Consider the following 19,396-nt stretch of genomic DNA (forward strand, 5'->3'; position numbering starts at 1 on the left):
GGTACTGCAGGGGGGACCCTGTGGGAGAGTAGGACGCCGCCGAACAAATTTTAGAAAGAACCCCCGCCGGTTATCCGGCGGGGGTTCTTTGCGTTCTGCCTTGACGTATCGTCAGGGCATGGACGATCGAACGGAAACGACGGGCGACGCAGCCACGGTCCTCGCCTCCGACGTACTGCGGCCGGCACAACGGGACGCGGCCCTGCGGGTCCTGGTGGACGCCCAGGGCGCGGACGGTCGGGAGGCCGTGTCCGAGCAGGGGCGTCTTCGTCTGCGCTCCTCGGAGACGGCGCGGACCGGAGTGACTCATTTCCTCGAATCACTCGGGACAGCCGGGACAGCCGATGTCGTCGGCTACGGCCAGCTGGAGGTCCCCGAGAGCGACGCCGCCAACCCGGCCGCCGAGCTCGTCGTGGCGCCGGCCGCCCGCGGTCGGGGCTTCGGACGGCCCCTGGTGGACGCCGTGCTCGCCGAGGCCGCGCGGGCGGGCCGGGCGCACGTCGACTTCTGGGTGCACGGCGGCCACCCGGCGGCCCGGCACCTGGCCGAGCGGTATGGTGCCGAGCTGGTCCGCGAGCTGCGGCAGATGCGCCGCACCGGGTCGCAGACCGAGGTCGTCCCGCTCCCGGACGGGATCGAACTGCGGACGTTCCGGCCCGGCGAGGACGACGCCGAGTGGCTCCGCCTGAACGCCCTCGCCTTCGCCCACCACCCGGAGCAGGGCTCCTGGACCGAGCGTGACCTGGCCGACCGGCTGGCCGAGCCGTGGTTCGACCCGGCCGGCTTCTTCCTCGCCACCCGGGACGGCAAGCCGGTCGGCTTCCACTGGACCAAGGTGCACCCGGCGACCGCGACCGGGCCGGCGCTCGGCGAGGTGTACGTGGTGGGCGTCGATCCGGCGGAGCAGGGCAGCGGCCTCGGCCGGGCGCTGACCGCAGCCGGCCTGCGGCACCTGACAGGCGGTGACGCCGCGGCCGGCGAGCGCGGGCTGGACACCGTGCTGCTGTACGTCGACGCGGACAATCCGGCGGCGGTCCGGGTGTACGAAAGGCTCGGATTCACCGTCCACGAAGTCGATCTGATGTATCGCGCCGGGGTCGTGCGTCCGAATTCCCGGTGACCGCGTTCCGGTGACCGAGGGTGACTGTTCGGACGGCTCGCCCCGGCGCCGCCTAGCGGAGAAAACGGGGCCGGGGCAACGGGCGTGCGCCTGTCGCCCCGGCCCTGACCGCCTCAGCTTTCCTCCTGGCCATGCGGTGTTTACCGTGGATTCAATTAATGCCGCGAAGATCACAGGATGAAGTCCGTAGTGTCTCGCTCGTGCAGCATCGGCCGGCACTCGTCGACCGGTTCTGTGACGGCCGCGCCGGGTGGTTGGGCGTGGGTGACGGGCGAGGGCGACGGCCCGAAAGGCATTTCGCGTCCGGACGCCGTCCTGCTGGAGGAGCTGGAGCCCATGAGCATCCCCCGCCCCGTCCCTGCCCCGCTGTCCCCGCCCGCGCGGATGTCCAGCGCGCTCGGGATTCCGCCGGAGTTGACGGTCACCGATGAGCAGGATCTGGAGGAGTTGCCGCAGGGCCGGTTCCTGGACCGCGAGCGCAGCTGGCTCGCGTTCAACGAACGCGTGCTGGAGCTGGCGGAGGATCCGGGGATCCCCCTGCTGGAGCGCACCAAGTTCCTGGCGATCTTCGCGAGCAACCTCGACGAGTTCTTCATGGTGCGGGTGGCCGGCCTCAAGCGCCGGATCGCCACCGGCGTCGCCCAGCGCAGCGCGTCCGGGCTCCAGCCGCGCGAGGTGCTGGACCTCATCTGGACCCGCTCGCGCGAGCTGATGGCCCGCCACGCCGCCGCGTTCCAGCAGGAGGTGCTGCCGGACCTCGCCGCCGAGGGGATCGAGGTGGTCCGCTGGTCCGAGCTGGCGGAGAAGGAGCAGGCGCGGCTGCACACCCTGTTCCGGCAGAAGATCTTCCCGGTCCTCACCCCGCTGGCGGTGGACCCGGCGCACCCCTTCCCCTATATATCGGGGCTCTCCCTCAACCTGGCGGTCGTCGTGCGCAACCCGGTCTCCGGGCACAAGCACTTCGCCCGGGTGAAGGTGCCGCAGTCGCTCGCGCGCTTCCTGGAGGCCTCCCCGCAGCGGTACGTGCCGCTGGAGGACGTCATGGGGGCGCATCTGGAGGAGCTCTTCCCGGGCATGGAGGTGCTCGCCCACCACGCCTTCCGGGTCACCCGCAACGAGGACCTGGAGGTGGAGGAGGACGACACCGAGAACATCCTCAAGGCCCTGGAGAAGGAGCTGATGCGGCGGCGCTTCGGCCCGCCGGTGCGGCTGGAGGTCGAGGAGTCGATCGACCCCTACATCCTGGACCTGCTGGTGCGGGAGCTGAACATCACCGAGGCGGAGGTCTTCCCGCTGCCCGGCCCGCTGGACCTGACCGGGCTGTTCGGCATCGCCGGGCTGGACCGGCCGGAGCTGAAGTACCCGAAGTTCGTGGCGGGCACCGCGCGCGGCCTGACCGACGTCGAGTCGGCCTCGCAGCCGGACATCTTCGCCGCGATGCGCGAGCGGGACGTGCTGCTGCACCACCCGTACGACAGCTTCTCCACCTCGGTGCAGGCCTTCCTGGAGCAGGCCGCGGCCGACCCGGACGTCCTGGCCATCAAGCAGACGCTGTACCGGACCTCGGGCGACTCGCCGATCGTCGACGCGCTGATCGACGCTGCGGAGTCCGGCAAGCAGGTGCTGGTGCTGGTCGAGATCAAGGCGCGCTTCGACGAGCAGGCCAACATCAAGTGGGCCCGCAAGCTGGAGGAGGCCGGCTGCCACGTGGTCTACGGCCTGGTCGGGCTGAAGACGCACTGCAAGCTGTCGCTGGTGGTCCGGCAGGAGGGTGACACCCTGCGCCGCTACTCGCACGTCGGCACCGGCAACTACCACCCGAAGACGGCCCGGCTGTACGAGGACCTCGGTCTGCTGACCTCGGACCCGCAGGTCGGGGCGGACCTCTCGGACCTCTTCAACCGGCTCTCCGGCTACTCGCGCCGCGAGTCCTACCGGCGCCTGCTGACCGCCCCGCGCGGGCTGCGCGACGGCCTGGTGGCGCGGATCCACAACGAGATCGCCAACCACCGGGCCGGCCGTCCGGCGCACGTGAAGCTCAAGGTCAACTCGATCGTCGACGAGGCCGTGATCGACGCGCTGTACCGGGCCTCGCAGGCCGGGGTGCCGGTGGACGTGTGGGTGCGCGGCATCTGCGCGATCCGGCCGGGGGTGCCGGGGCTGAGCGAGAACGTCCGGGTGCGCAGCATCCTGGGGCGGTTCCTGGAGCACTCGCGGATCTTCGTCTTCGGCAACAACGGCGATCCGGAGGTGTGGATCGGCAGCGCCGACATGATGCACCGCAACCTGGACCGCCGGATCGAGGCGCTGCTGCGGATCACCGACCCGGCGCACCGGGCCGAGCTGTCCGGGCTGCTCGACCTCGGCATGTCCGACGAGACGGAGTCCTGGCACCTCGGCACGGAGGGGTCCTGGACCCGGCACGCCCAGGACGGCGACGGCAAGCCGTTGCGCCACGTCCAGGACCTGCTCATCGACTCGCGTCAGCGTCGTCGGGCCGTCACGCCCCGATGACCGCCGGTCGCCGCCACGGCCCCGCTGACGCCAGACGTGACGATGCCAGACGTGACGACGTGAGCCGCGACGCCGCGCGACGGGCCCGCACCGGACCGACCGGTGCGGGTCCCGTCGCCGGGGGACACGACGGCACGAGACTCGACGACGCGACCGCGCGACCCACCGACGCGAGCCGCTGAGCGGTAGGGACCCGCTGAGCGGTCGGCCACCAGCCCCGGGGACGGCCCCGGGGGAACGGGGATCTACCTAGCCATGACCGATGCGCCGATGACGGCCCAGGCGGCCTCCACCGCGACCGCCGGGGACATCCTCTCCAGCCATCTCACCGCGCTGGCGGGCGCGTTCCTGCGCGCCCTGCCACTGGCGGTGGGCGAGGTCGGCGCGAGACCGGGTGCGTCGGTCGTCCCGTCGGAGGGCACCGCGGACCTGCTGCGGGCGGTGCGGCGGATCAACGGGCTGCTGACCACCTTCTCCGCCTCCTTCGAGCCGCTCTGGGCGCAGGAGTCGCGGACCGAGCTGGCCTGGCTGCTGAACCTGCTGGCACTGGAGCCGGGGTACGTGCGGCGCTCGGCCCGGCTGCTGGGCGCGCTGGACGGGCTGAGCGGCAGCGAGGCGGAGGGGCCGGGCATGCTGGCCGGCCACGCGGGGGCGCCGAAGGCGCGGGCGCTGCTGGACCGGCAGCTGACCCTGGCCCGGACCAGGGCGCACTCCACGGTGCTGCAGGAGCTGCGGTCGGCGCGGCTGCACGCGCTGGCGGACCGGATGACGCTGCTGGTGGCGGAGGCGCCGCTGGCGGAGTCGGCGGCGGGCCGGGCGGGGGCGGTGCTGGTGCCGCAGGCGGCGGCCGCGTTCGGGGCGCTGGCGGCGAGCGCCCAGCAGCTGCCGTTGCAGCGGGCGGCGACGCCGTACGGCGGGGACGGGCTGCGCCGGCTGGGGGCGGTGCCGAGCGCGCGGGGCGCGCTGGACGCGGACGCGGCGCTGGCGGCGGACGACGCGCCGTGGCACCGGACGCGGGCGCTGGTGAAGCGGGCCCGGTACGCGCTGGAGGTGTGCGGGCGGCCGTCGGCGGTGCTGGACGAGCTGGACCGGGTGCTGCTGCGGCACCAGGAGGCGTCGGAGGCGGCGGTGACGGCGGCGACGGCGGCGCGCACGCCGCGGATCACCCCGGCGACGGCGTACGTGCTGGGCGTGGTGCACGCCGATCAGCGGCTGGAGGTGGAGGCGGCGCGGTACGCCTTCGGGCGGCGGTGGCCGGAGCTGCCGCCGGGGACGGAGGCGTGGCTGGAGCTGCCGCCGGCCGAGGGCTGGGGGGCGGCGGCGGAATCGCGGACGGCCTGAGGTGGGCGGGCGGCCGGTGCCGGAGGACGGCCGGCGGGCGGTGTCCGCCCGGGCGGCGTACGAGGGGCCGGTGGTGCTGGCGGCCGGCGCGGTGCTCTGGTTGCCGGGCCGCCCGAAGAAGAGCGGTCGGCTGGGCCGGCCGCGGATCGCGGTGATCCACCGGCCGAAGTACGACGACTGGAGCCTGCCGAAGGGGAAGCTGCACCCGGGCGAGGGCGTGGTCGAGGCGGCGCTGCGCGAGGTCCGGGAGGAGACGGGGTTCTCCTGCGTGCTGGGGGAGGCGCTGCCGACCCAGCACTACGTGGCGCAGGGCCGGCCGAAGGAGGTCCGGTACTGGGCGGCGGTGCCGACGGCGGGGGAGTTCCGGCCGAACCGGGAGGTGGACCGCCTGGAGTGGCTGCCGGCGGGGAAGGCGCGGGCGCGGTTGACCCGGGGGCAGGACCGGCGGCTGGTCGACGCGCTGCTGGAGCTGCTGGGCGCCAGGCCGGTGCGGTTGCGGGGCCCGGAGACGTGAAGGAACAGTGGAAGTGATCTACCCGCGCCCTCGCCGTGACGCAACCGTTACTACCTGACGTAGTTTCCTGTCATCCGTTCGAGGTTCACTCTCCGTTCACTTACGACCGGCTGACGCGTCACCTACCCGGCCTAACTTCGGTATCACCGGCGGGCCGAACGGGCCCCGGACCTCAGCAAAACCCGCGCTCCGCCCTGCTCTCGGCAGGGCCTGCGCGCCGGGCAATGCCACAGAAAGGGACACCCTGTGAAGCTCCAGCGGAACGGCCGCTCCAAGGCCCTCGCGATCGGTGCCATGGCGCTCGTTGGCTCGCTGTCGCTCGCCGCGTGCGGCTCGGACGATAACACCAACAACAACGCCGCCCCGGCGGGTTCCAGCGGTGCCGCCGCCCCCGCCGCGATCAACTGTGGCTCCAAGCCCACCGCGCTGGTCGCCGCCGGCTCCACCGCCCAGGGCAACGCGATCGACATCCTGAAGAACAACTTCGAGGCGGCCTGCAAGGGTGCCACCGTCAACTACGGTGGCGGCGGCTCCGGTGCCGGTGTCCAGCAGTTCAACCAGGGCAAGATCCAGTTCGCCGGCTCGGACTCGGCGCTGAAGCCGGCCGAGGTCGAGGCCAGCAAGGCCGTCTGCACCGGTGGCCAGGGTGTCAACCTGCCGCTCGTCGCGGGCCTGATCTCGATCGTCTACAACGTCGAGGGCGTCGACAACCTCGTCCTGGACGCGCCGACCATCGCGAAGATCTTCGACTCGCAGATCACCAAGTGGAACGACCCGGCGATCGCCGCCCTGAACCCGGGCGCCAAGCTGCCGGACGCCGACATCCAGGCCTTCCACCGCACGGATGACTCGGGCACCACCGAGAACCTGACCAAGTACTTCGCCAAGACCTCGGGCGGCGCCTGGGCCTACCCGGCCAGCAAGGCCTGGGCGGGCAAGGGCGGCCAGGGCGCCAACGGCTCGGCCGGTGTCGCGGCCCAGGTGAAGCAGGTCAAGAACTCGATCAGCTACGCCGAGCTGTCCTTCGCCCAGACCAACAACCTGAAGAGCGCCGCCATCAACACCGGTGCCGCCAAGCCGGTCGAGGCCACCGCCGCCAACGCCGCCAACACCTTCGCCAAGGCGCAGGTCGCCGGCACCAACAGCAGCGACCTGGCGCTGACCCTCGACTACGCGACCAAGGAAGAGGGTTCCTACCCGCTGGTCCTGGTCACGTACGAGATCGCCTGCGACAAGGGCAACAAGGCCGACACCCTCGACACCCTGAAGGCGTTCCTGGCCTACACCGCCAGCGACGCGGGCCAGAAGGCGATCGGCGACGCGGGCTACGTCCCGCTGCCGAAGTCGCTGACCGACAAGGTGAACACCGTCATCGGCTCGCTCGCCTGACCCAGCACGACCTCCGCTGGGGCGGCCCCGTGAACGAGGGGGGCCGGGGCCGCCCCCGCGGGTAGTACCGACGAACGCAACACGTCCGGGGCACCGCCGCCAGGGTGCCGCCCCCTCGGGGCCGCACCACCAGACCGGAGTAGACCAATGACTTCATCCACCCCTGCCGCCCCGCGAGGCAGGGAACGCCGCCAGCGCGACAGCCGGGTCGGCGACAAGATCTTCATGAACCTGTCCCGCGGGTCGGGCATCCTGCTGCTGGTGGTCATGGCCGCCATCGCGGGCTTCCTGACCTGGCGCTCGGCCATCGCGCTGAGCAAGAACGAGGGCAACTTCCTCACCACCTTCGAGTGGACGCCGGACGCCCCGGAGCCGGTCTTCGGCATCGCCGTCCTGGCGTTCGGCACCATCGTCAGCGCGCTGATCGCCATGGCGATCGCCGTCCCGGTGGCCATCGGGATCGCGCTGTTCATCTCCCACTACGCGCCGCGCCGGATCGCGCAGCCGTTCGCCTACCTGGTGGACCTGCTGGCGGCCGTGCCCAGCATCATCTACGGCCTGTGGGGCGCGCTCTTCCTGGTGCCGCACCTGGGCGGACTGAACAGCTGGCTGGACGAGTACCTCGGCTGGACGTACATCTTCGACCAGTCCCGGGTCGGCACCACCCCGCGCAACCTGTTCACCGTCGGCATCCTGCTGGCGATCATGATCCTGCCGATCATCACGGCGGTCAGCCGTGAGGTCTTCCGGCAGGTTCCGCGGATGCACGAGGAGGCGGCGCTCGCCCTCGGCGCGACCCGCTGGGAGATGATCCGCACCGCGGTGCTGCCGTTCGGCCGCCCCGGCATCATCTCGGCCTCGATGCTCGGCCTCGGCCGCGCGCTCGGCGAGACCATCGCGGTCGCCGTCGTGCTCTCCTCCAGCAACGTGCTCTCGCTGCACCTGCTCGACCCGGGCGGCGGCACCTTCGCGCAGAACATCGCGCTGAAGTTCAACGAGGCCCAGCCCTTCGGCCGGGACGCGCTGATGGCCTCCGGCCTCGTCCTGTTCGTGATCACCCTGCTGGTGAACGGTGCCGCGCGACTGATCGTCGCCCGCCGCAAGGAGTACTCGGGGGCCAACGCATGAGCGCCGCTACGACCACAGTTCCGGCGGACGCCCGCCCGGTGGGCCGTCCGCTGACCGCCAACCGGCTGCCCAAGTGGGCCCCGGCCGGCGTGGCCGTCGGCTCGATCGCCCTCGGCTGCGGCATCGGCGCGGTCGGCGGGCTGGAGAGCAAGCTCCAGTGGGGCCTGATCTCCGCGGCCCTGTTCCTGATCATCAGCTACCTGCTCTCGGCCCAGGTCGAGGGCCGCCGGCAGGCCAAGGACCGGTTCGCCACCTCGGTGGTCTGGGTCGCCTTCATCCTGGCCGTGGTGCCGCTGCTCTCGCTGACCGTCTACACGGTCCAGAAGGGCATCGGCGTCGTGGACGGCGACTTCCTGACGCACTCCATGATGGGCGTGCGGTCGGCCGGCCCCGGCGGCGGCATCTACCACGCGCTGATCGGCACCCTGGAGCAGGTCCTGCTGGCCACCCTGATGGCCGCCCCGATCGGTCTGCTGACCGCCGTCTACCTGGTCGAGTACGGCCGCGGCACGCTCGCCAAGGCGGTCACCTTCTTCGTCGACGTCATGACGGGTGTCCCGTCGATCGTCGCCGGTCTGTTCATCCTGTCCCTGTGGAACATCGCCCTCGGCTTCAACTACTCCGGCTTCTCCGGCAGCCTCGCGCTGGCGATCCTGATGATGCCGGTCGTGGTCCGCTCCACCGAGGAGATGCTCAAGCTCGTCCCGAACGAGCTGCGCGAGGCGTCGTACGCGCTCGGCGTGCCGAAGTGGAAGACCATCCTGCGGATCGTCCTCCCCACCGCCATCGGCGGCATCACCACCGGTGTGATGCTCGCGGTCGCCCGCATCACGGGTGAGACCGCCCCGGTGATGATGCTGGTCTTCGGCGCCGCCTACATCAACAACAACCCGTTCGACGGACCGCAGCAGTCGCTGCCGATGTACATCTGGCAGCAGTACGCCGTGGTGAACAACGACTACGGCTACGCCCGCGCCTGGGGTGCCGCGCTCGTGCTGATCGCCTTCGTGATGGGGCTCAACCTCATCGCCCGGGGCATCGCCCGCTGGCGCTCGCCCAAGGCCGGACACTGAGCGACCGACTGACGTACGACGAAGACTGAGAGAAGACGAACGATCATGGCCAAGCGCATCGACGTCAGCGGACTGTCCGCCTACTACGGCTCCACCAAGGCCATCGAGGACATCTCGATGTCCATCGAACCCCGTTCGGTGACGGCCTTCATCGGCCCCTCCGGCTGCGGCAAGTCCACCTTCCTGCGGACCCTCAACCGGATGCACGAGGTGATCCCCGGCGCCCGCGTCGAGGGCAAGGTGCTCCTGGACGACGAGAACCTGTACGCCTCCGCCGTCGACCCGGTCGCCGTCCGCCGCTCGGTGGGCATGGTCTTCCAGCGCCCCAACCCGTTCCCGACCATGTCGATCTACGACAACGTGATCGCCGGGCTGAAGCTCGCGGGCGTGCGCAAGAAGTCCGTGCTGGACGGCGTGGTGGAGAAGTCGCTCAAGGGCGCCAACCTCTGGAGCGAGGTCAAGGACCGGCTGAACAAGCCGGGCGCCGGCCTCTCCGGCGGCCAGCAGCAGCGTCTGTGCATCGCCCGCGCCATCGCGGTCGAGCCGCAGGTCCTGCTGATGGACGAGCCCTGCTCCGCCCTCGACCCGATCTCCACCCTCGCCATCGAGGACCTGATCGGCGAGCTGAAGTCCCAGTTCACCATCGTCATCGTGACGCACAACATGCAGCAGGCGGCCCGCGTCAGCGACCGCACCGCCTTCTTCAACCTGGCCGGCGTCGGCCAGCCGGGCAAGCTGATCGAGCTCGACGACACCCAGCGGATCTTCTCCAACCCGTCGGTGCAGGCGACCGAGGACTACATCTCCGGCCGCTTCGGCTGATCGGCCCCGCCCGGTCGCCCGGGCGGAGCTCCACAAGCTGCTTCGTGGTGCTGCATGGCGGTGCCGCCACGGAGCATGAAAAAAGGGCCCGCCCCCCGAGATGTGGGGGGCGGGCCCTGTGGCGTTCCGTCGGTCGGCCGGCGCTGCCCGTCGGCCGTGCGGCGCTGCCCGTCAGCCGTCGGGCGCTGTCCGTCAGCCCCAGAACAGGTGGACGAACCAGTACACCAGCGCCGCGACGATCGCGGCCGCCGGCATCGTGATGAACCAGCCGAGGACGATGTTCTTGGCGACGCCCCAGCGCACCGCGCGGATCCGCTTGGTGGCCCCGGCGCCCATGATCGCCGAGGTGATCACGTGCGTGGTGGAGATCGGCGCCTTGAAGACGAACGAGGTGATGTACATGACCGTCGAGGCGGTGGCCTCGGCGGCGAAGCCCTGCGGCGGGTCCAGCTCGATGATCTTCCGACCCAGCGTCCGCATGATCCGCCAGCCGCCGGCGTAGGTGCCCAGCGAGAGCATGGTCGCGCAGGAGATCTTCACCCAGACCGGGATCGGGTCGCCCTGGCTCTGGTGGCCCGAGATCACCAGGGCCATCACCACGATGCCCATGGTCTTCTGCGCGTCCTGCAGACCGTGCGCCAGTGCCATCGCGGCGGCCGAGGCGGTCTGGGCGACCCGGAAGTTGCGCTTGGCCCGGTGCGGGTTGGCCCGCCGGAAGAGCCAGAGGATCGCCAGCATCACCAGGAAGCCGCCGACCAGGCCGACCACGGGGGAGACGATCATCGGGATGACGATCTTGTCGATGACGCCGCTCCAGATCACCTCGGTGCCGCCGGCCAGCGCCGCGCCCACCATGCCGCCGAACAGCGCGTGCGAGGAGGAGGACGGAAGTCCGAAGTACCAGGTGACCAGGTTCCAGGCGATGGCGCCGACCAGCGCGGCGAACAGAATCGCCATGCCGGTGTCGCCGGTCGGGGTCTCGATGATGCCCTGCGAGACGGTGTGCGCCACCCCGCTGCCCAGGAAGGCGCCCGCCAGGTTCATCACCGCGGCCATCGCCAGGGCCGCCCGGGGCGTCAGCGCCCGGGTGGAGACCGAGGTCGCGATCGCGTTGGCCGAGTCGTGGAAGCCGTTGGTGTAGGTGAAGAAGAACGCGACACCGACGACGGCGATGAGTGCTGCCATGTCCACGGGGGTCAGGACTCCTTGACCGCGATGGTCTCCACCGTGTTGGCGACGTGCTCGAACGCGTCCGCGGCCTGTTCGAGGACGTCCACGACCTGCTTCAGCTTGAGCACCTCGATGGCCTCGTACTGGCCGGAGAAGAGGTGGGCGAGCAGCTTGCGGTGGATCTGGTCGGCCTGGTTCTCCAGCCGGTTGACCTCGATCCAGTACTCGGTCAGGTTGGACATGCTCCGCAGGTTCGGCATCGCCTCGGCGGTGAGCTCGGCGGCGCGGGCCAGGACCTCGATCTGCTGCTCGATGCCCTTCGGCAGGGTCTGGATGTCGTAGAGGACGACCAGGTCGACGGCCTCCTCCATGAAGTCCATGATGTCGTCCAGCGACGAGGCGAGGGTGTAGATGTCCTCGCGGTCGAAGGGCGTGATGAAGGACGAGTTCAGCTGGTGGAAGATCGCATGGGTGGTGTCGTCTCCGGCGTGCTCGGCGGCGCGCATGCGCTCGACGATCTCCGCGCGGGCCGACACGTCTGATCCCAGCAGTTCCAGCAGGAGCTTCGAGCCGACGACCAGGTTCTCCGCGGCTGCGGCGAACATGTCGTAGAAGCTCGTCTCCTTCGGGGTCAGGCTAAAACGCACGGAAATCTCCGATGTGCGGGGTAGGGGACTGAACGATGCTAGGTGCAACCGAGCGCCATCACGCAAACGGGGTGCTCGAAGCGGAGCCGGAACATCCCCTTCCGTTCGGCTGCCGCAGCAGTGGATCCGATCCGCACCGCAGGTACGGGCATGAGCCCCCAGTCTGACGGAACCTCGCCCGGATCGCTCCTGCCGTGCGGCGGGAGGAGCGGGGTGTTTCCCCGGACGGGGGAACCGCGCCGGACGCGTCCGCTCCCGGTCGGCCGTGCCGGAGGAACACCACGACGGGCCCGGTTGTTGGACACTGGAGGCCGACGCAGCCACCAGGCACTCAGACGAAGGCGGGCCGATGACCACCACGCAAGCGCGCACCGAGCCGGAGCAGGCGCCCGGGGCGGAACCGCACGGCGAGCACGTTGCGCCCCGGACGACCCCGGACGCCCACGCGGGCCACGGCGCCCACGGCCCGCACGGGTACAGCGCCCAGAAGGACGCGCACCTCAAGCGGCTGCGCCGGATCGAGGGCCAGATCCGCGGCCTCCAGCGGATGGTCGACGAGGACGTCTACTGCATCGACGTGCTCACCCAGGTCTCGGCCAGCACCAAGGCGCTGCAGTCCTTCGCGCTCTCGCTGCTCGAGGAGCACCTGCGGCACTGCGTCGCGGCCGCCGCCGAGGAGGGCGGCACCGAGCTGGACGCCAAGGTCGCCGAGGCCACCGCGGCCATCGGCCGGCTGCTGCGCAGCTGACCCAGGCGGGGCTAGTCCTCCCGGCCCCGGAGGTCTCGCGGGTCCTGCGGGCCCGGTCCTTCCCGTGGGTCCGGTGCTTCCCGCGGGTCCTGCCGGGCCCCGGCCGGCCCGGGCCCGGCAGGACCGCCGTCGGGCCGGTCGAGCAGCACTTCGTCGATCCGTTCGGTCGGCAGCCGGTCGCCGCTGCTGGCCGTGGCGGCGATCATCAGCTCGCCGGCCAGCTCGATCTCGTCGAGGGCCGCGTCGTCGTGGCCGCCGCTGCGGCCGCCCGTGGACGCCATCACCTGCACCACCCCTTCAGCGCCTCGCCAGCCCGGGCGGCAGCCACCCGACGTCCAGCCTAGGCACTTCGGGGCCCGTCCACATGGCACGGACGGGCCATCTCGGCGCCGCCGAAACGGGTGGGCCCGGGGGCATCCGGGCCCACCCGGAGCGGCGGCCTCCCCTCGCGCCTGCGCCCGCGGCGCCCGCGCCGACCCCCGGAAGCGCTACTTCGGGCTCTCGGTGGGCTTCATCGCGAAGATGTCCGCGGCCGGCGGCTCGGCCGCCTCGACCGGCGCGCCGAAGTCGCTCAGCGTGGTCGTCGAGACCACCTTCACCTGGTCCTTCGCCTCCTTGGAGCCGGCCACCCCGGCGAAGGTGAAGACCTCGACCACCTTGTGCAGTCGGCCCTCGTCGTCCAGCCAGACGTCGTAGGGGACCTCCTTCACGGTGAAGGTCTGCGCCCCCATCCGCAGGCCGTCCCCGCCGCGCCCGCCGGTGGCGTCGGCCGCCTTGGCGAGGTCCAGGGTGCCGCGGTAGTGCTTCAGCGCCACCCCGCCGACCGTCTCGGTGCCGACCGGCTCGGCCTTCTGGGCGCCGCGCAGCGCGCCGGCGGCGGACGACGGGTCGGTGGCGCCGCCGCTGACCAGGTTGCCGTCCGGCAGCTGGCGGACGTCCAGCTTGACCCACTTGCCCTCGGGCACCTTGGCGCCGCTGTTCTGCAGGTAGACCGTGCCGGGCAGGAGCACCTCGACGATCTTGCCGGTGGTCGCGGCGCCCGGCGGCACCTGCACCTCCAGCCGGCCGATCCGCTTCACGTAGTCGTAGCCGCCGCTGCCGGTGAAGACGGCCTTCTTCTCCGCGGACTCGGTCACCAGCTCGGTGGTGGCGTGCGCGGAGCCCGACCGGCCGGTGATGTCGGCGGCGCTGCGGACCGCGGTCAGCGGGTCGGCGGCGAGCCGCTCGGGGGTGCCGCTCGCCCGCTGGTCGGCCGCGGCGTCGCCGGCGCCGTCCACGGCGTCCGGCGAGCAGCCGGCCAGGGCGGCCGCCCCGGCCAGCACGGTGGCGAGCAGGACGGCGCCGGCCGCCGGACGCGCCCGCCGCCCGGTGCGGCCGCTGGTCCGGCCGGTGCGCTGCTGGTCGGTCATCTTCATCCTCGCGACAACCCCCTCGGGCCCGACTGCCCCGCCGGCCACCGTCAACGGGTGGGCAGAGCTCTTTCCGGGCAAACGAGTTGGGGCGCGAGGGGTTACGGTGTCCCGCGCGTCACATCCGTCGCGCGCCGGGGCCCCGGCGCGTTACCGTGAAGCACGTGCACAGTGAGCTGCCGGCCGTTCCCGGCACCACCCGGATGCCCGAGCACCGCGTCGCGATCAGCGAACGCGGTTCCTTCTGCTACGCGACCTGCAGCTGCGGCTGGTACTCCCCGGCCCGGCGCTCGCGCGATCTCACCCGGCGCGAGGCGGAGGACCACCTCGGCGGCGCCGAGGGCGTCGAGGGGGAGCCGGGGTAGGCCGTCCCGCTCATGCGGCCAGGTCGGACTCCCGCGGCTGCTCCTCGGTGCGGAGCGCCCCCCGGGCCCCGCCGCCGCGCCGGCCCCGTCCGCGCGGCCGGCCCCCGCCCCGCTCGGCGCCCCGTCCGGCGCGGATCAGCGGGGCCAGCGGCGTGCGGGTGAGCGCGTGGCAGAGCGGCACGAGCACGGCCATCGCGATCGGCGCCAGCAGCAGCACCACCGCGGTGGCGAGCGCGAAGCCGCCGAGCACGTCGGTCGGGTAGTGGACGCCCATGTACATCCGGCAGAAGCCCTGCAGCAGGGCCAGACCGCCGGCGATCCAGCCGAGCCGCCGGTTCACCAGGAAGAGCGCCACCGCGATGCCCATCGACATCGTGGAGTGGTCGCTGACGAAGGAGTGGGTGCCGGCCTTGCCCTCGACCAGCACCTCCAGTCCGGAGTGGTCCACGAAGGGCCGGGGGCGGTCCACGATCGCCGAGATCGGCAGGTTGGCCAGCTCGGCGATGGCGACCGAGAGCGGGGCCCAGAGCAGCCCGGCGACCGCCACCGGGGCGTCCGGGCGCCGGCGGGCCCGCAGCCAGCCCACCAGGCCCAGCAGGGCGAGGCCGATCAGGATGCCGTACTCGCCGATCCAGGAGACCAGGTGGTCCAACGAGTCCGGGGCGTGTCTGGCCAGGCCGTTGACGGCGTAGAGCAGGCCGAGGTCGGGGTTGGTCGTGTCGGCAAGCGGCGTCGACACGCCGCACCTCCTTCGGGTCCGCTTCATCCGGTCGTGGCGCGGTGGCCCCGTCCGCCGCCGCCCCGGTGGGGGCGGTGAGGTGACGGGGAACCACCGGACACAACGTCATCGCCGGTGTACAGCGTTCCACGGAAACGCGCAGTTATGGAAACTTGACTCAGCGTCCACACCGCGCGCACACCCCGCGGGCGGGCCGGCTCAGTTCTTTGCGGTGAGTTGACCTGAACCTGTCGCGACGGCGCCCGCCGTGGGCCGGCCGGCCGGGGCGGCCTGGGCCGCCGCCTGCGCCGCCGGGGCGGGCGGGTTCTGTGCCGGTGCGGCCGGGGTGGTCGGGGTGGTCGGTGCGGCGGGCGCGGCGGGGGTGGTCAGGGCGGCGGGCGCGGGCGTCGGGGTCGGGTCGCCGGGGCGGCTCGGGGCGATCACCGTGCCCTCGTCGTTGCGGTCCGGCAGGGCCTGGGCGCCGTCCGAGGTGACCCGGGTGGCGCCGATGTACTCCCGGGTGTCGATCTTGTCGTAGCGGATCACCGCGCCGGTGTGCGGCGCGTCGATCATGTACCCGCCGCCCACGTAGATGCCGACGTGGTGGATGCTCCGCGGATCGGTCAGGTCGGTCGCCCAGAACACCAGGTCCCCCGGACGCAGCTGGTCGCGCGAGGGGTGCGGCCCGGCGTACCACTGGTCGTTGGCGACCCGCGGCAGGAGGATGCCCACGCTCTCGAACGCGGCCTTGGTGAGTCCGGAGCAGTCGAAACGCCCGTTCTGCCACGCCTTTCCGTCGCCGCCCCACAGGTACGGGGTGCCGAGCTTGGTCTGGGCGAAGTAGATCGCGCCCGCCGACTGCGCCGAGACCTCCACCGGGGCGGCCGGGTTCGCCGGGGCGGCGAAGCTGCGGGCCGTCGCCAGGATGTTCCGCACGTACCCCTGGGTCTCCCGGTACGGCGGCACGCCCTGGTACTTCGACACCGCGCCCGGCCCGGCGTTGTAGGCGGCCAGCATGTTGGACTGGCGGTCGCCCGGCACCTTGGCCACGTCCCTGGCGAGCGCGCAGTCGAAGGTGGCCGCCGAGGCGATGGCGTCCAGCGGGTCCCAGGGGTCCCGCCGGCCGTCGTTGTTGCCGTCGGTGCCGTACGACGCCCAGGTGCCCGGCATGAACTGCGCCAGGCCCTCCGCCCCGACCCCGGAACGGGCCTTCGGGTTGAAACCGCTTTCCTGGTACAACTGCGCCGCGAGCAACGGGGGGGAGAGATCGGGGCAGAGCCGGCCCCACTGTTCGATCGGCCCTTGGTACGCGGCCGGAACGGTTCCCGGGGAGAGCCCGGCGGCATTGCCCTGTTGCTGCGGCGTCCCGCTCGCCGCATACGTCCCGAGCGTCACCAGGCCGACGAAGCCGGCGAGGACAACTCCCGCAGCAGCGGCGGCTGTACCGCCCTTCCGGAGTACCATCAGCACCATCCCGACGAATCGTCAGTCGAAGTGTCCCGGAAGGCGTTGCTCACCGCAATCATCAGAGATACAAAGAGTGAGCGCTATCCTTCGTACGGTGGACATCCTCGCGTACGTGTCCGATGCCTCACGACCAATCCGCGAGAAGTAGCCAAGTCGACATCAGATCTGGCCAAGAATAGGTACCGACCCTTCGCGCGGGCGGGGTCTGGGCCCTTGAATTTGCCTGATCGGGCGGTGAGATGGAAATGAACCAGAGCAGCGTGCACAGCATCGCGATCGGCCACCTGGCCGAGGACCCACCAAAGAAGCCGAATATCGACACCATCATCGGCGGGATCGCCCCGGACTGGGGCCCGTTCGCGAGCCTCGGGTCGGAGGCCCGGGTGATGGTCGAGGTCGTCATGGCCGTGGCCATCCTGGCCTGCCTCGGCATCGCCATCTGGGGCGCGGCCAAGCAGCGGATCGGCGCCACCGCGATGCGCGACAGCTTCGGCGCCGAACAGGGCAAGGGGCTGATCATCGCCGGGCTGACCGGCGTGTTCATCATTGGATCACTCGGCACTCTGTTCACCATTGTGTACGGCATGGCGATCTGACGATCAGGCAGATCGGACAGTCGGGACGGATCCGGCGAATCCGATGAATCCGGCTCCCCGGGCTCCTCGGACTCCTCGGGCTTCGTCGTGACGCGGCGCCGGGCGGCACGCCGTCCGTGTCCGCCGACCTGTCCGATCGTCTGACCGTCCGACCGCCGGTCCGGGCATCCGTGAATGCGCGGAGCCCCGCCGGGAATCCATCCATCACCCCTTCCCTCCGCGCCCGCCCACGGCCCGGAGGGGCCCCCGGAGTCGCCAGCCGGCTCCCCGCACCAGGAGGGCCGCCGTGCCGTTGTCCGACGACCAGCCGCACACCCGTACGCGGCTGCCGGTCGGCGAACAGCCCTCCTCCCAGCCGAGCCTCCGTCAGGCGCACCCGCTGCGCACCCTGCTGACCGTCCTGCTGGTGGTCGCCCTGCTGGTGCTGGCGATCTCGATCGCCAACCGGGGCAAACCCGACCCCGGCAGCACCGCCGGCCGCTCCGCCGCCGGAGCCGCCGCCACCGCCGCCTCCGGCGACCAGCCCGTCACCACCACGGTCAACGGCATCGCCTCCGGTTTCCCGCACACCGACCAGGGCGCCCAGTCCGCCGCCGCCAACTACGCGGTGGCCATCGGCTCCACGGACATGTTCCGCACCGACACCCGCCACGCCATCGTCACCACCATCGCCGACCCCGCCGCCACCCCCACCCTCCAGTCCCGCCTGGACCAGGGGTTCTCACCGGAGACGGCCGCCAGGTTCGGGGTGGACGCCCAGGGGCGGGCGCCGAAGGGAATGACCTTCGTCAGCCGAACCGTCCCGGTGGGGACGAAGAGCAGCGCCTACACGGCCGAAAGCGTGAAGGTGGAGGTCTGGTGCACGGGCCTCTTCGGAATCGCCGGTGAGCGCTCGGTCCGGCCGGTCTCGGAAGAGTGGTTCACGCTCACCCTCAGCCTGCGGTGGGTGGGCGAGGACTGGAAGCTCACCGATTACAGCCGGGTGTCGGGCCCGGCACCTGTACCACCGGACCAGCAGGCCGCGACCGCTGAGGAGATCACAGGTGCCGTCGAGCAGTTCGGAGGCTTCCGCTATGCGCGCTGACGATGGCCGGGCGATGATTCCGCGCGCTCTGGCAAGGCTTTCCGGAGGGACGGTCCTGGGCCTGCTGGCGGTTGTCCTGACGGCGCAGCAAGCTCTTGCCGAGCCATCGCCCACGGCGACCCCGACCCCGACTCCCAGCACCCCCAACTCGAACTGCCCGGGGATCCCCCTTCCCGGCAACGACGTCTACTGCGCCCCTGGTGGCGGCGGGGCGTCGTTGCCCGGGAGTGGGACGGTGGGGACGGTGACGGATCCGCTGGGGTCGTTGGCGAAGGGGTGTGCGCAGGCGGCGGCGTGGGTGGTGCGGAAGTTGTCGGGGGCGATCGACGGGACGACGGAGGTGGACTTCACCAATGCGTCGTTCCTGCAGCAGTACGCGGTGGTGTTCGCCGCGTCGACGATCGTCACGCTGGTGCTCTGGCTGCTCGCGGTGACCAAGCGGGCGGTGCGCGGGGCGCCGTTGGCGACGGCGATCTCGGAGGCGATCGGGTTCCTGTGGCTGACGGTGGTCGCGTCGGCGTTCACGCCGTTGATCCTGTACACGGTGGTGAGCGCGACCGACGGGCTGACCAAGGCGATCGCGGTGGGGACGAAGTCGGACACCGGGACGTACTTGGGCGGGTTCGCGGACACCCTGGAGAAGGGCGACATCGGCGGCGGGCCGCTGATCCTGATCCTTACCTCGCTGGTGGCCGTGCTGGCGGCGGCGGTGCTCTGGATCGAGCTGCTGATCCGGGCGGCGATGCTGTACGTGGGCGCGCTGCTGGGGACGGCGGTGTACGCGGGGCTGGTGGACAAGCAGTTGTGGAAGCACGTGCGCCGCTGGGCGGGGGTGATGGTGGCGGTGGACCTGGCGAAGCCGATCATCGTGATCATCCTCGGGCTGGCCGGTGCGGTGTCGGCCGGGGCGGGGGCGAGCGACGACTTCGCCCGGGTGCTGTCGGGGCTGGCGATCCTGTTCCTGTCGATCTTCGCGAGCGCCGCCGTGTACCGGTTCGTGCCGGGCTTCGGTGACGAGATCATGAGCATGCGCAGCGCCCGGGCGAGCGCGGTCTCGGCCGGATCGGCGATGATCAACGGGACCGCGAACTTCATGCGGCAGGGCATCAGCACGCACGGCGACCGCGGCCCGCAGCCGGGCGGCGGCGGGGGCGGTTCGGGCTCGGGAGGCGGCTCGGTCGCCCCGGGCATCGCCGCCCACGCGGCGCGCACGCCGGCGCCGCCGCCGCAGGCCGGGCCGCCGGTCCAGGCGGCTCGCGACAGCAATCCAGCGAAGGGAGGGTGACGGGTA

The 19,396-nt window shown here is 71.7% G+C and carries 19 protein-coding genes and 1 pseudogene; 13 read left to right on the top strand and 7 right to left on the bottom strand.

Annotated elements, in window-relative coordinates:
• Window positions 1-118 precede the first annotated feature (118 nt).
• The 8 genes from mshD (at window position 119) to pstB (ending at window position 9,901) form a co-directional block, all read left to right on the top strand.
• Window positions 119-1,120, top strand: coding sequence for a mycothiol synthase (gene mshD, locus ABTX81_RS32370; protein ID WP_350553119.1), 1,002 nt, complete (start codon window positions 119-121; stop codon window positions 1,118-1,120).
• Between the two features lie 336 nt (window positions 1,121-1,456).
• Window positions 1,457-3,634 carry an RNA degradosome polyphosphate kinase gene (locus tag ABTX81_RS32375; protein ID WP_350553121.1) on the top strand — a complete coding sequence of 726 codons (2,178 nt, stop codon included), beginning with the start codon at window positions 1,457-1,459 and terminating at the stop codon, window positions 3,632-3,634.
• Between the two features lie 255 nt (window positions 3,635-3,889).
• Window positions 3,890-4,975 carry a CHAD domain-containing protein gene (locus ABTX81_RS32380; RefSeq protein ID WP_350553123.1) on the top strand — a complete coding sequence of 362 codons (1,086 nt, stop codon included), beginning with the start codon at window positions 3,890-3,892 and terminating at the stop codon, window positions 4,973-4,975.
• Window positions 4,976-4,991: 16 nt separating this feature from the next.
• Window positions 4,992-5,489, top strand: coding sequence for an NUDIX hydrolase (locus tag ABTX81_RS32385; protein WP_350553125.1), 498 nt, complete (start codon window positions 4,992-4,994; stop codon window positions 5,487-5,489).
• 246 nt (window positions 5,490-5,735) lie between these two features.
• Window positions 5,736-6,878, top strand: a complete 1,143-nt coding sequence (gene pstS, locus ABTX81_RS32390; protein ID WP_350553127.1) for a phosphate ABC transporter substrate-binding protein PstS — start codon at window positions 5,736-5,738, stop codon at window positions 6,876-6,878.
• Window positions 6,879-7,025: 147 nt separating this feature from the next.
• Window positions 7,026-8,006, top strand: coding sequence for a phosphate ABC transporter permease subunit PstC (gene pstC, locus ABTX81_RS32395; RefSeq protein ID WP_350553129.1), 981 nt, complete (start codon window positions 7,026-7,028; stop codon window positions 8,004-8,006).
• The gene (gene pstA / locus ABTX81_RS32400) at window positions 8,003-9,079 is read left to right on the top strand and encodes a phosphate ABC transporter permease PstA (protein ID WP_350553131.1); all 1,077 of its coding nucleotides are present in this window, start codon (window positions 8,003-8,005) and stop codon (window positions 9,077-9,079) included. Before pstC ends, pstA begins: the two co-directional genes overlap by 4 nt.
• A 45-nt stretch (window positions 9,080-9,124) precedes the next feature.
• Window positions 9,125-9,901, top strand: a complete 777-nt coding sequence (gene pstB, locus ABTX81_RS32405) for a phosphate ABC transporter ATP-binding protein PstB (RefSeq protein WP_350553133.1) — start codon at window positions 9,125-9,127, stop codon at window positions 9,899-9,901.
• 192 nt (window positions 9,902-10,093) lie between these two features.
• Here the strand turns inward: pstB and ABTX81_RS32410 are convergent, their stop codons facing one another.
• Both ABTX81_RS32410 and ABTX81_RS32415 read right to left on the bottom strand, forming a co-directional pair.
• Complete coding sequence (locus tag ABTX81_RS32410; protein WP_350553135.1) at window positions 10,094-11,092, bottom strand: inorganic phosphate transporter; 999 nt, start codon at window positions 11,090-11,092, stop codon at window positions 10,094-10,096.
• A gap of 5 nt (window positions 11,093-11,097) precedes the next feature.
• Window positions 11,098-11,718 carry a DUF47 domain-containing protein gene (locus ABTX81_RS32415; RefSeq protein WP_350553137.1) on the bottom strand — a complete coding sequence of 207 codons (621 nt, stop codon included), beginning with the start codon at window positions 11,716-11,718 and terminating at the stop codon, window positions 11,098-11,100.
• 349 nt (window positions 11,719-12,067) lie between these two features.
• Here ABTX81_RS32415 and ABTX81_RS32420 point away from each other — a divergent pair, with 349 nt between their 5' ends.
• Window positions 12,068-12,466, top strand: coding sequence for a metal-sensitive transcriptional regulator (locus tag ABTX81_RS32420; protein ID WP_350553139.1), 399 nt, complete (start codon window positions 12,068-12,070; stop codon window positions 12,464-12,466).
• Window positions 12,467-12,477: 11 nt separating this feature from the next.
• Here the strand turns inward: ABTX81_RS32420 and ABTX81_RS32425 are convergent, their stop codons facing one another.
• On the bottom strand, window positions 12,478-12,750 hold the full coding sequence (locus tag ABTX81_RS32425) for a hypothetical protein (RefSeq protein WP_502892902.1): 273 nt from the start codon (window positions 12,748-12,750) through the stop codon (window positions 12,478-12,480).
• Window positions 12,751-12,954: 204 nt separating this feature from the next.
• Window positions 12,955-13,875 (bottom strand): SCO4651 family lipoprotein, encoded by a 921-nt coding sequence (locus ABTX81_RS32430; RefSeq protein WP_350553141.1) that lies wholly within the window; start codon window positions 13,873-13,875, stop codon window positions 12,955-12,957.
• Window positions 13,876-14,039: 164 nt separating this feature from the next.
• Here ABTX81_RS32430 and ABTX81_RS32435 point away from each other — a divergent pair, with 164 nt between their 5' ends.
• Window positions 14,040-14,240, top strand: coding sequence for a hypothetical protein (locus ABTX81_RS32435; RefSeq protein WP_350553143.1), 201 nt, complete (start codon window positions 14,040-14,042; stop codon window positions 14,238-14,240).
• 10 nt (window positions 14,241-14,250) lie between these two features.
• On the opposite strand, the gene ABTX81_RS32440 is transcribed toward ABTX81_RS32435, so the two are convergent.
• Together ABTX81_RS32440 and ABTX81_RS32445 are read right to left on the bottom strand one after the other, a co-directional pair.
• Window positions 14,251-14,979, bottom strand: a complete 729-nt coding sequence (locus tag ABTX81_RS32440) for a phosphatase PAP2 family protein (protein ID WP_350553145.1) — start codon at window positions 14,977-14,979, stop codon at window positions 14,251-14,253.
• Window positions 14,980-15,414: 435 nt separating this feature from the next.
• Window positions 15,415-16,422 (bottom strand): annotated as a pseudogene (locus ABTX81_RS32445) (C40 family peptidase); the annotation flags it as partial.
• 248 nt (window positions 16,423-16,670) lie between these two features.
• Between ABTX81_RS32445 and ABTX81_RS32450 the strand changes: the two are divergent.
• Window positions 16,671-17,021 (top strand): DUF8827 family protein, encoded by a 351-nt coding sequence (locus ABTX81_RS32450; protein ID WP_350553147.1) that lies wholly within the window; start codon window positions 16,671-16,673, stop codon window positions 17,019-17,021.
• Between the two features lie 286 nt (window positions 17,022-17,307).
• Entirely contained in the window at window positions 17,308-18,105 is a 798-nt protein-coding gene (locus ABTX81_RS32455; protein ID WP_350553149.1) for a hypothetical protein, read from the top strand.
• A 186-nt stretch (window positions 18,106-18,291) separates the two neighbouring features.
• Here the strand turns inward: ABTX81_RS32455 and ABTX81_RS39740 are convergent, their stop codons facing one another.
• The gene (locus tag ABTX81_RS39740; protein ID WP_502892903.1) at window positions 18,292-18,456 is read right to left on the bottom strand and encodes a hypothetical protein; all 165 of its coding nucleotides are present in this window, start codon (window positions 18,454-18,456) and stop codon (window positions 18,292-18,294) included.
• Between ABTX81_RS39740 and ABTX81_RS32460 the strand changes: the two genes are divergently transcribed.
• Window positions 18,446-19,390, top strand: a complete 945-nt coding sequence (locus ABTX81_RS32460) for a hypothetical protein (protein ID WP_502892904.1) — start codon at window positions 18,446-18,448, stop codon at window positions 19,388-19,390. The two genes, ABTX81_RS39740 and ABTX81_RS32460, sit on opposite strands and share 11 nt — an antisense overlap.
• The last annotated feature ends 6 nt before the right edge of the window (window positions 19,391-19,396 follow it).

The sequence above is a fragment of the Kitasatospora sp. NPDC097605 genome, from assembly GCF_040302725.1.
GTDB lineage: Bacteria > Actinomycetota > Actinomycetes > Streptomycetales > Streptomycetaceae > Kitasatospora.

What these genes read in the sequence shown, in the direction of transcription:
- mshD (WP_350553119.1), top strand. Translation starts at nt 119, where the DNA reads ATGGACGATCGAACGGAAACGACGGGCGACGCAGCCACGGTCCTCGCC.
- ABTX81_RS32375 (WP_350553121.1), top strand. Translation starts at nt 1,457, where the DNA reads ATGAGCATCCCCCGCCCCGTCCCTGCCCCGCTGTCCCCGCCCGCGCGG.
- ABTX81_RS32380 (WP_350553123.1), top strand. Translation starts at nt 3,890, where the DNA reads ATGACCGATGCGCCGATGACGGCCCAGGCGGCCTCCACCGCGACCGCC.
- pstC (WP_350553129.1), top strand. Translation starts at nt 7,026, where the DNA reads ATGACTTCATCCACCCCTGCCGCCCCGCGAGGCAGGGAACGCCGCCAG.
- pstA (WP_350553131.1), top strand. Translation starts at nt 8,003, where the DNA reads ATGAGCGCCGCTACGACCACAGTTCCGGCGGACGCCCGCCCGGTGGGC.
- pstB (WP_350553133.1), top strand. Translation starts at nt 9,125, where the DNA reads ATGGCCAAGCGCATCGACGTCAGCGGACTGTCCGCCTACTACGGCTCC.
- ABTX81_RS32420 (WP_350553139.1), top strand. Translation starts at nt 12,068, where the DNA reads ATGACCACCACGCAAGCGCGCACCGAGCCGGAGCAGGCGCCCGGGGCG.
- ABTX81_RS32430 (WP_350553141.1), bottom strand. Translation starts at nt 13,875, where the DNA reads ATGACCGACCAGCAGCGCACCGGCCGGACCAGCGGCCGCACCGGGCGG.
- ABTX81_RS32450 (WP_350553147.1), top strand. Translation starts at nt 16,671, where the DNA reads ATGAACCAGAGCAGCGTGCACAGCATCGCGATCGGCCACCTGGCCGAG.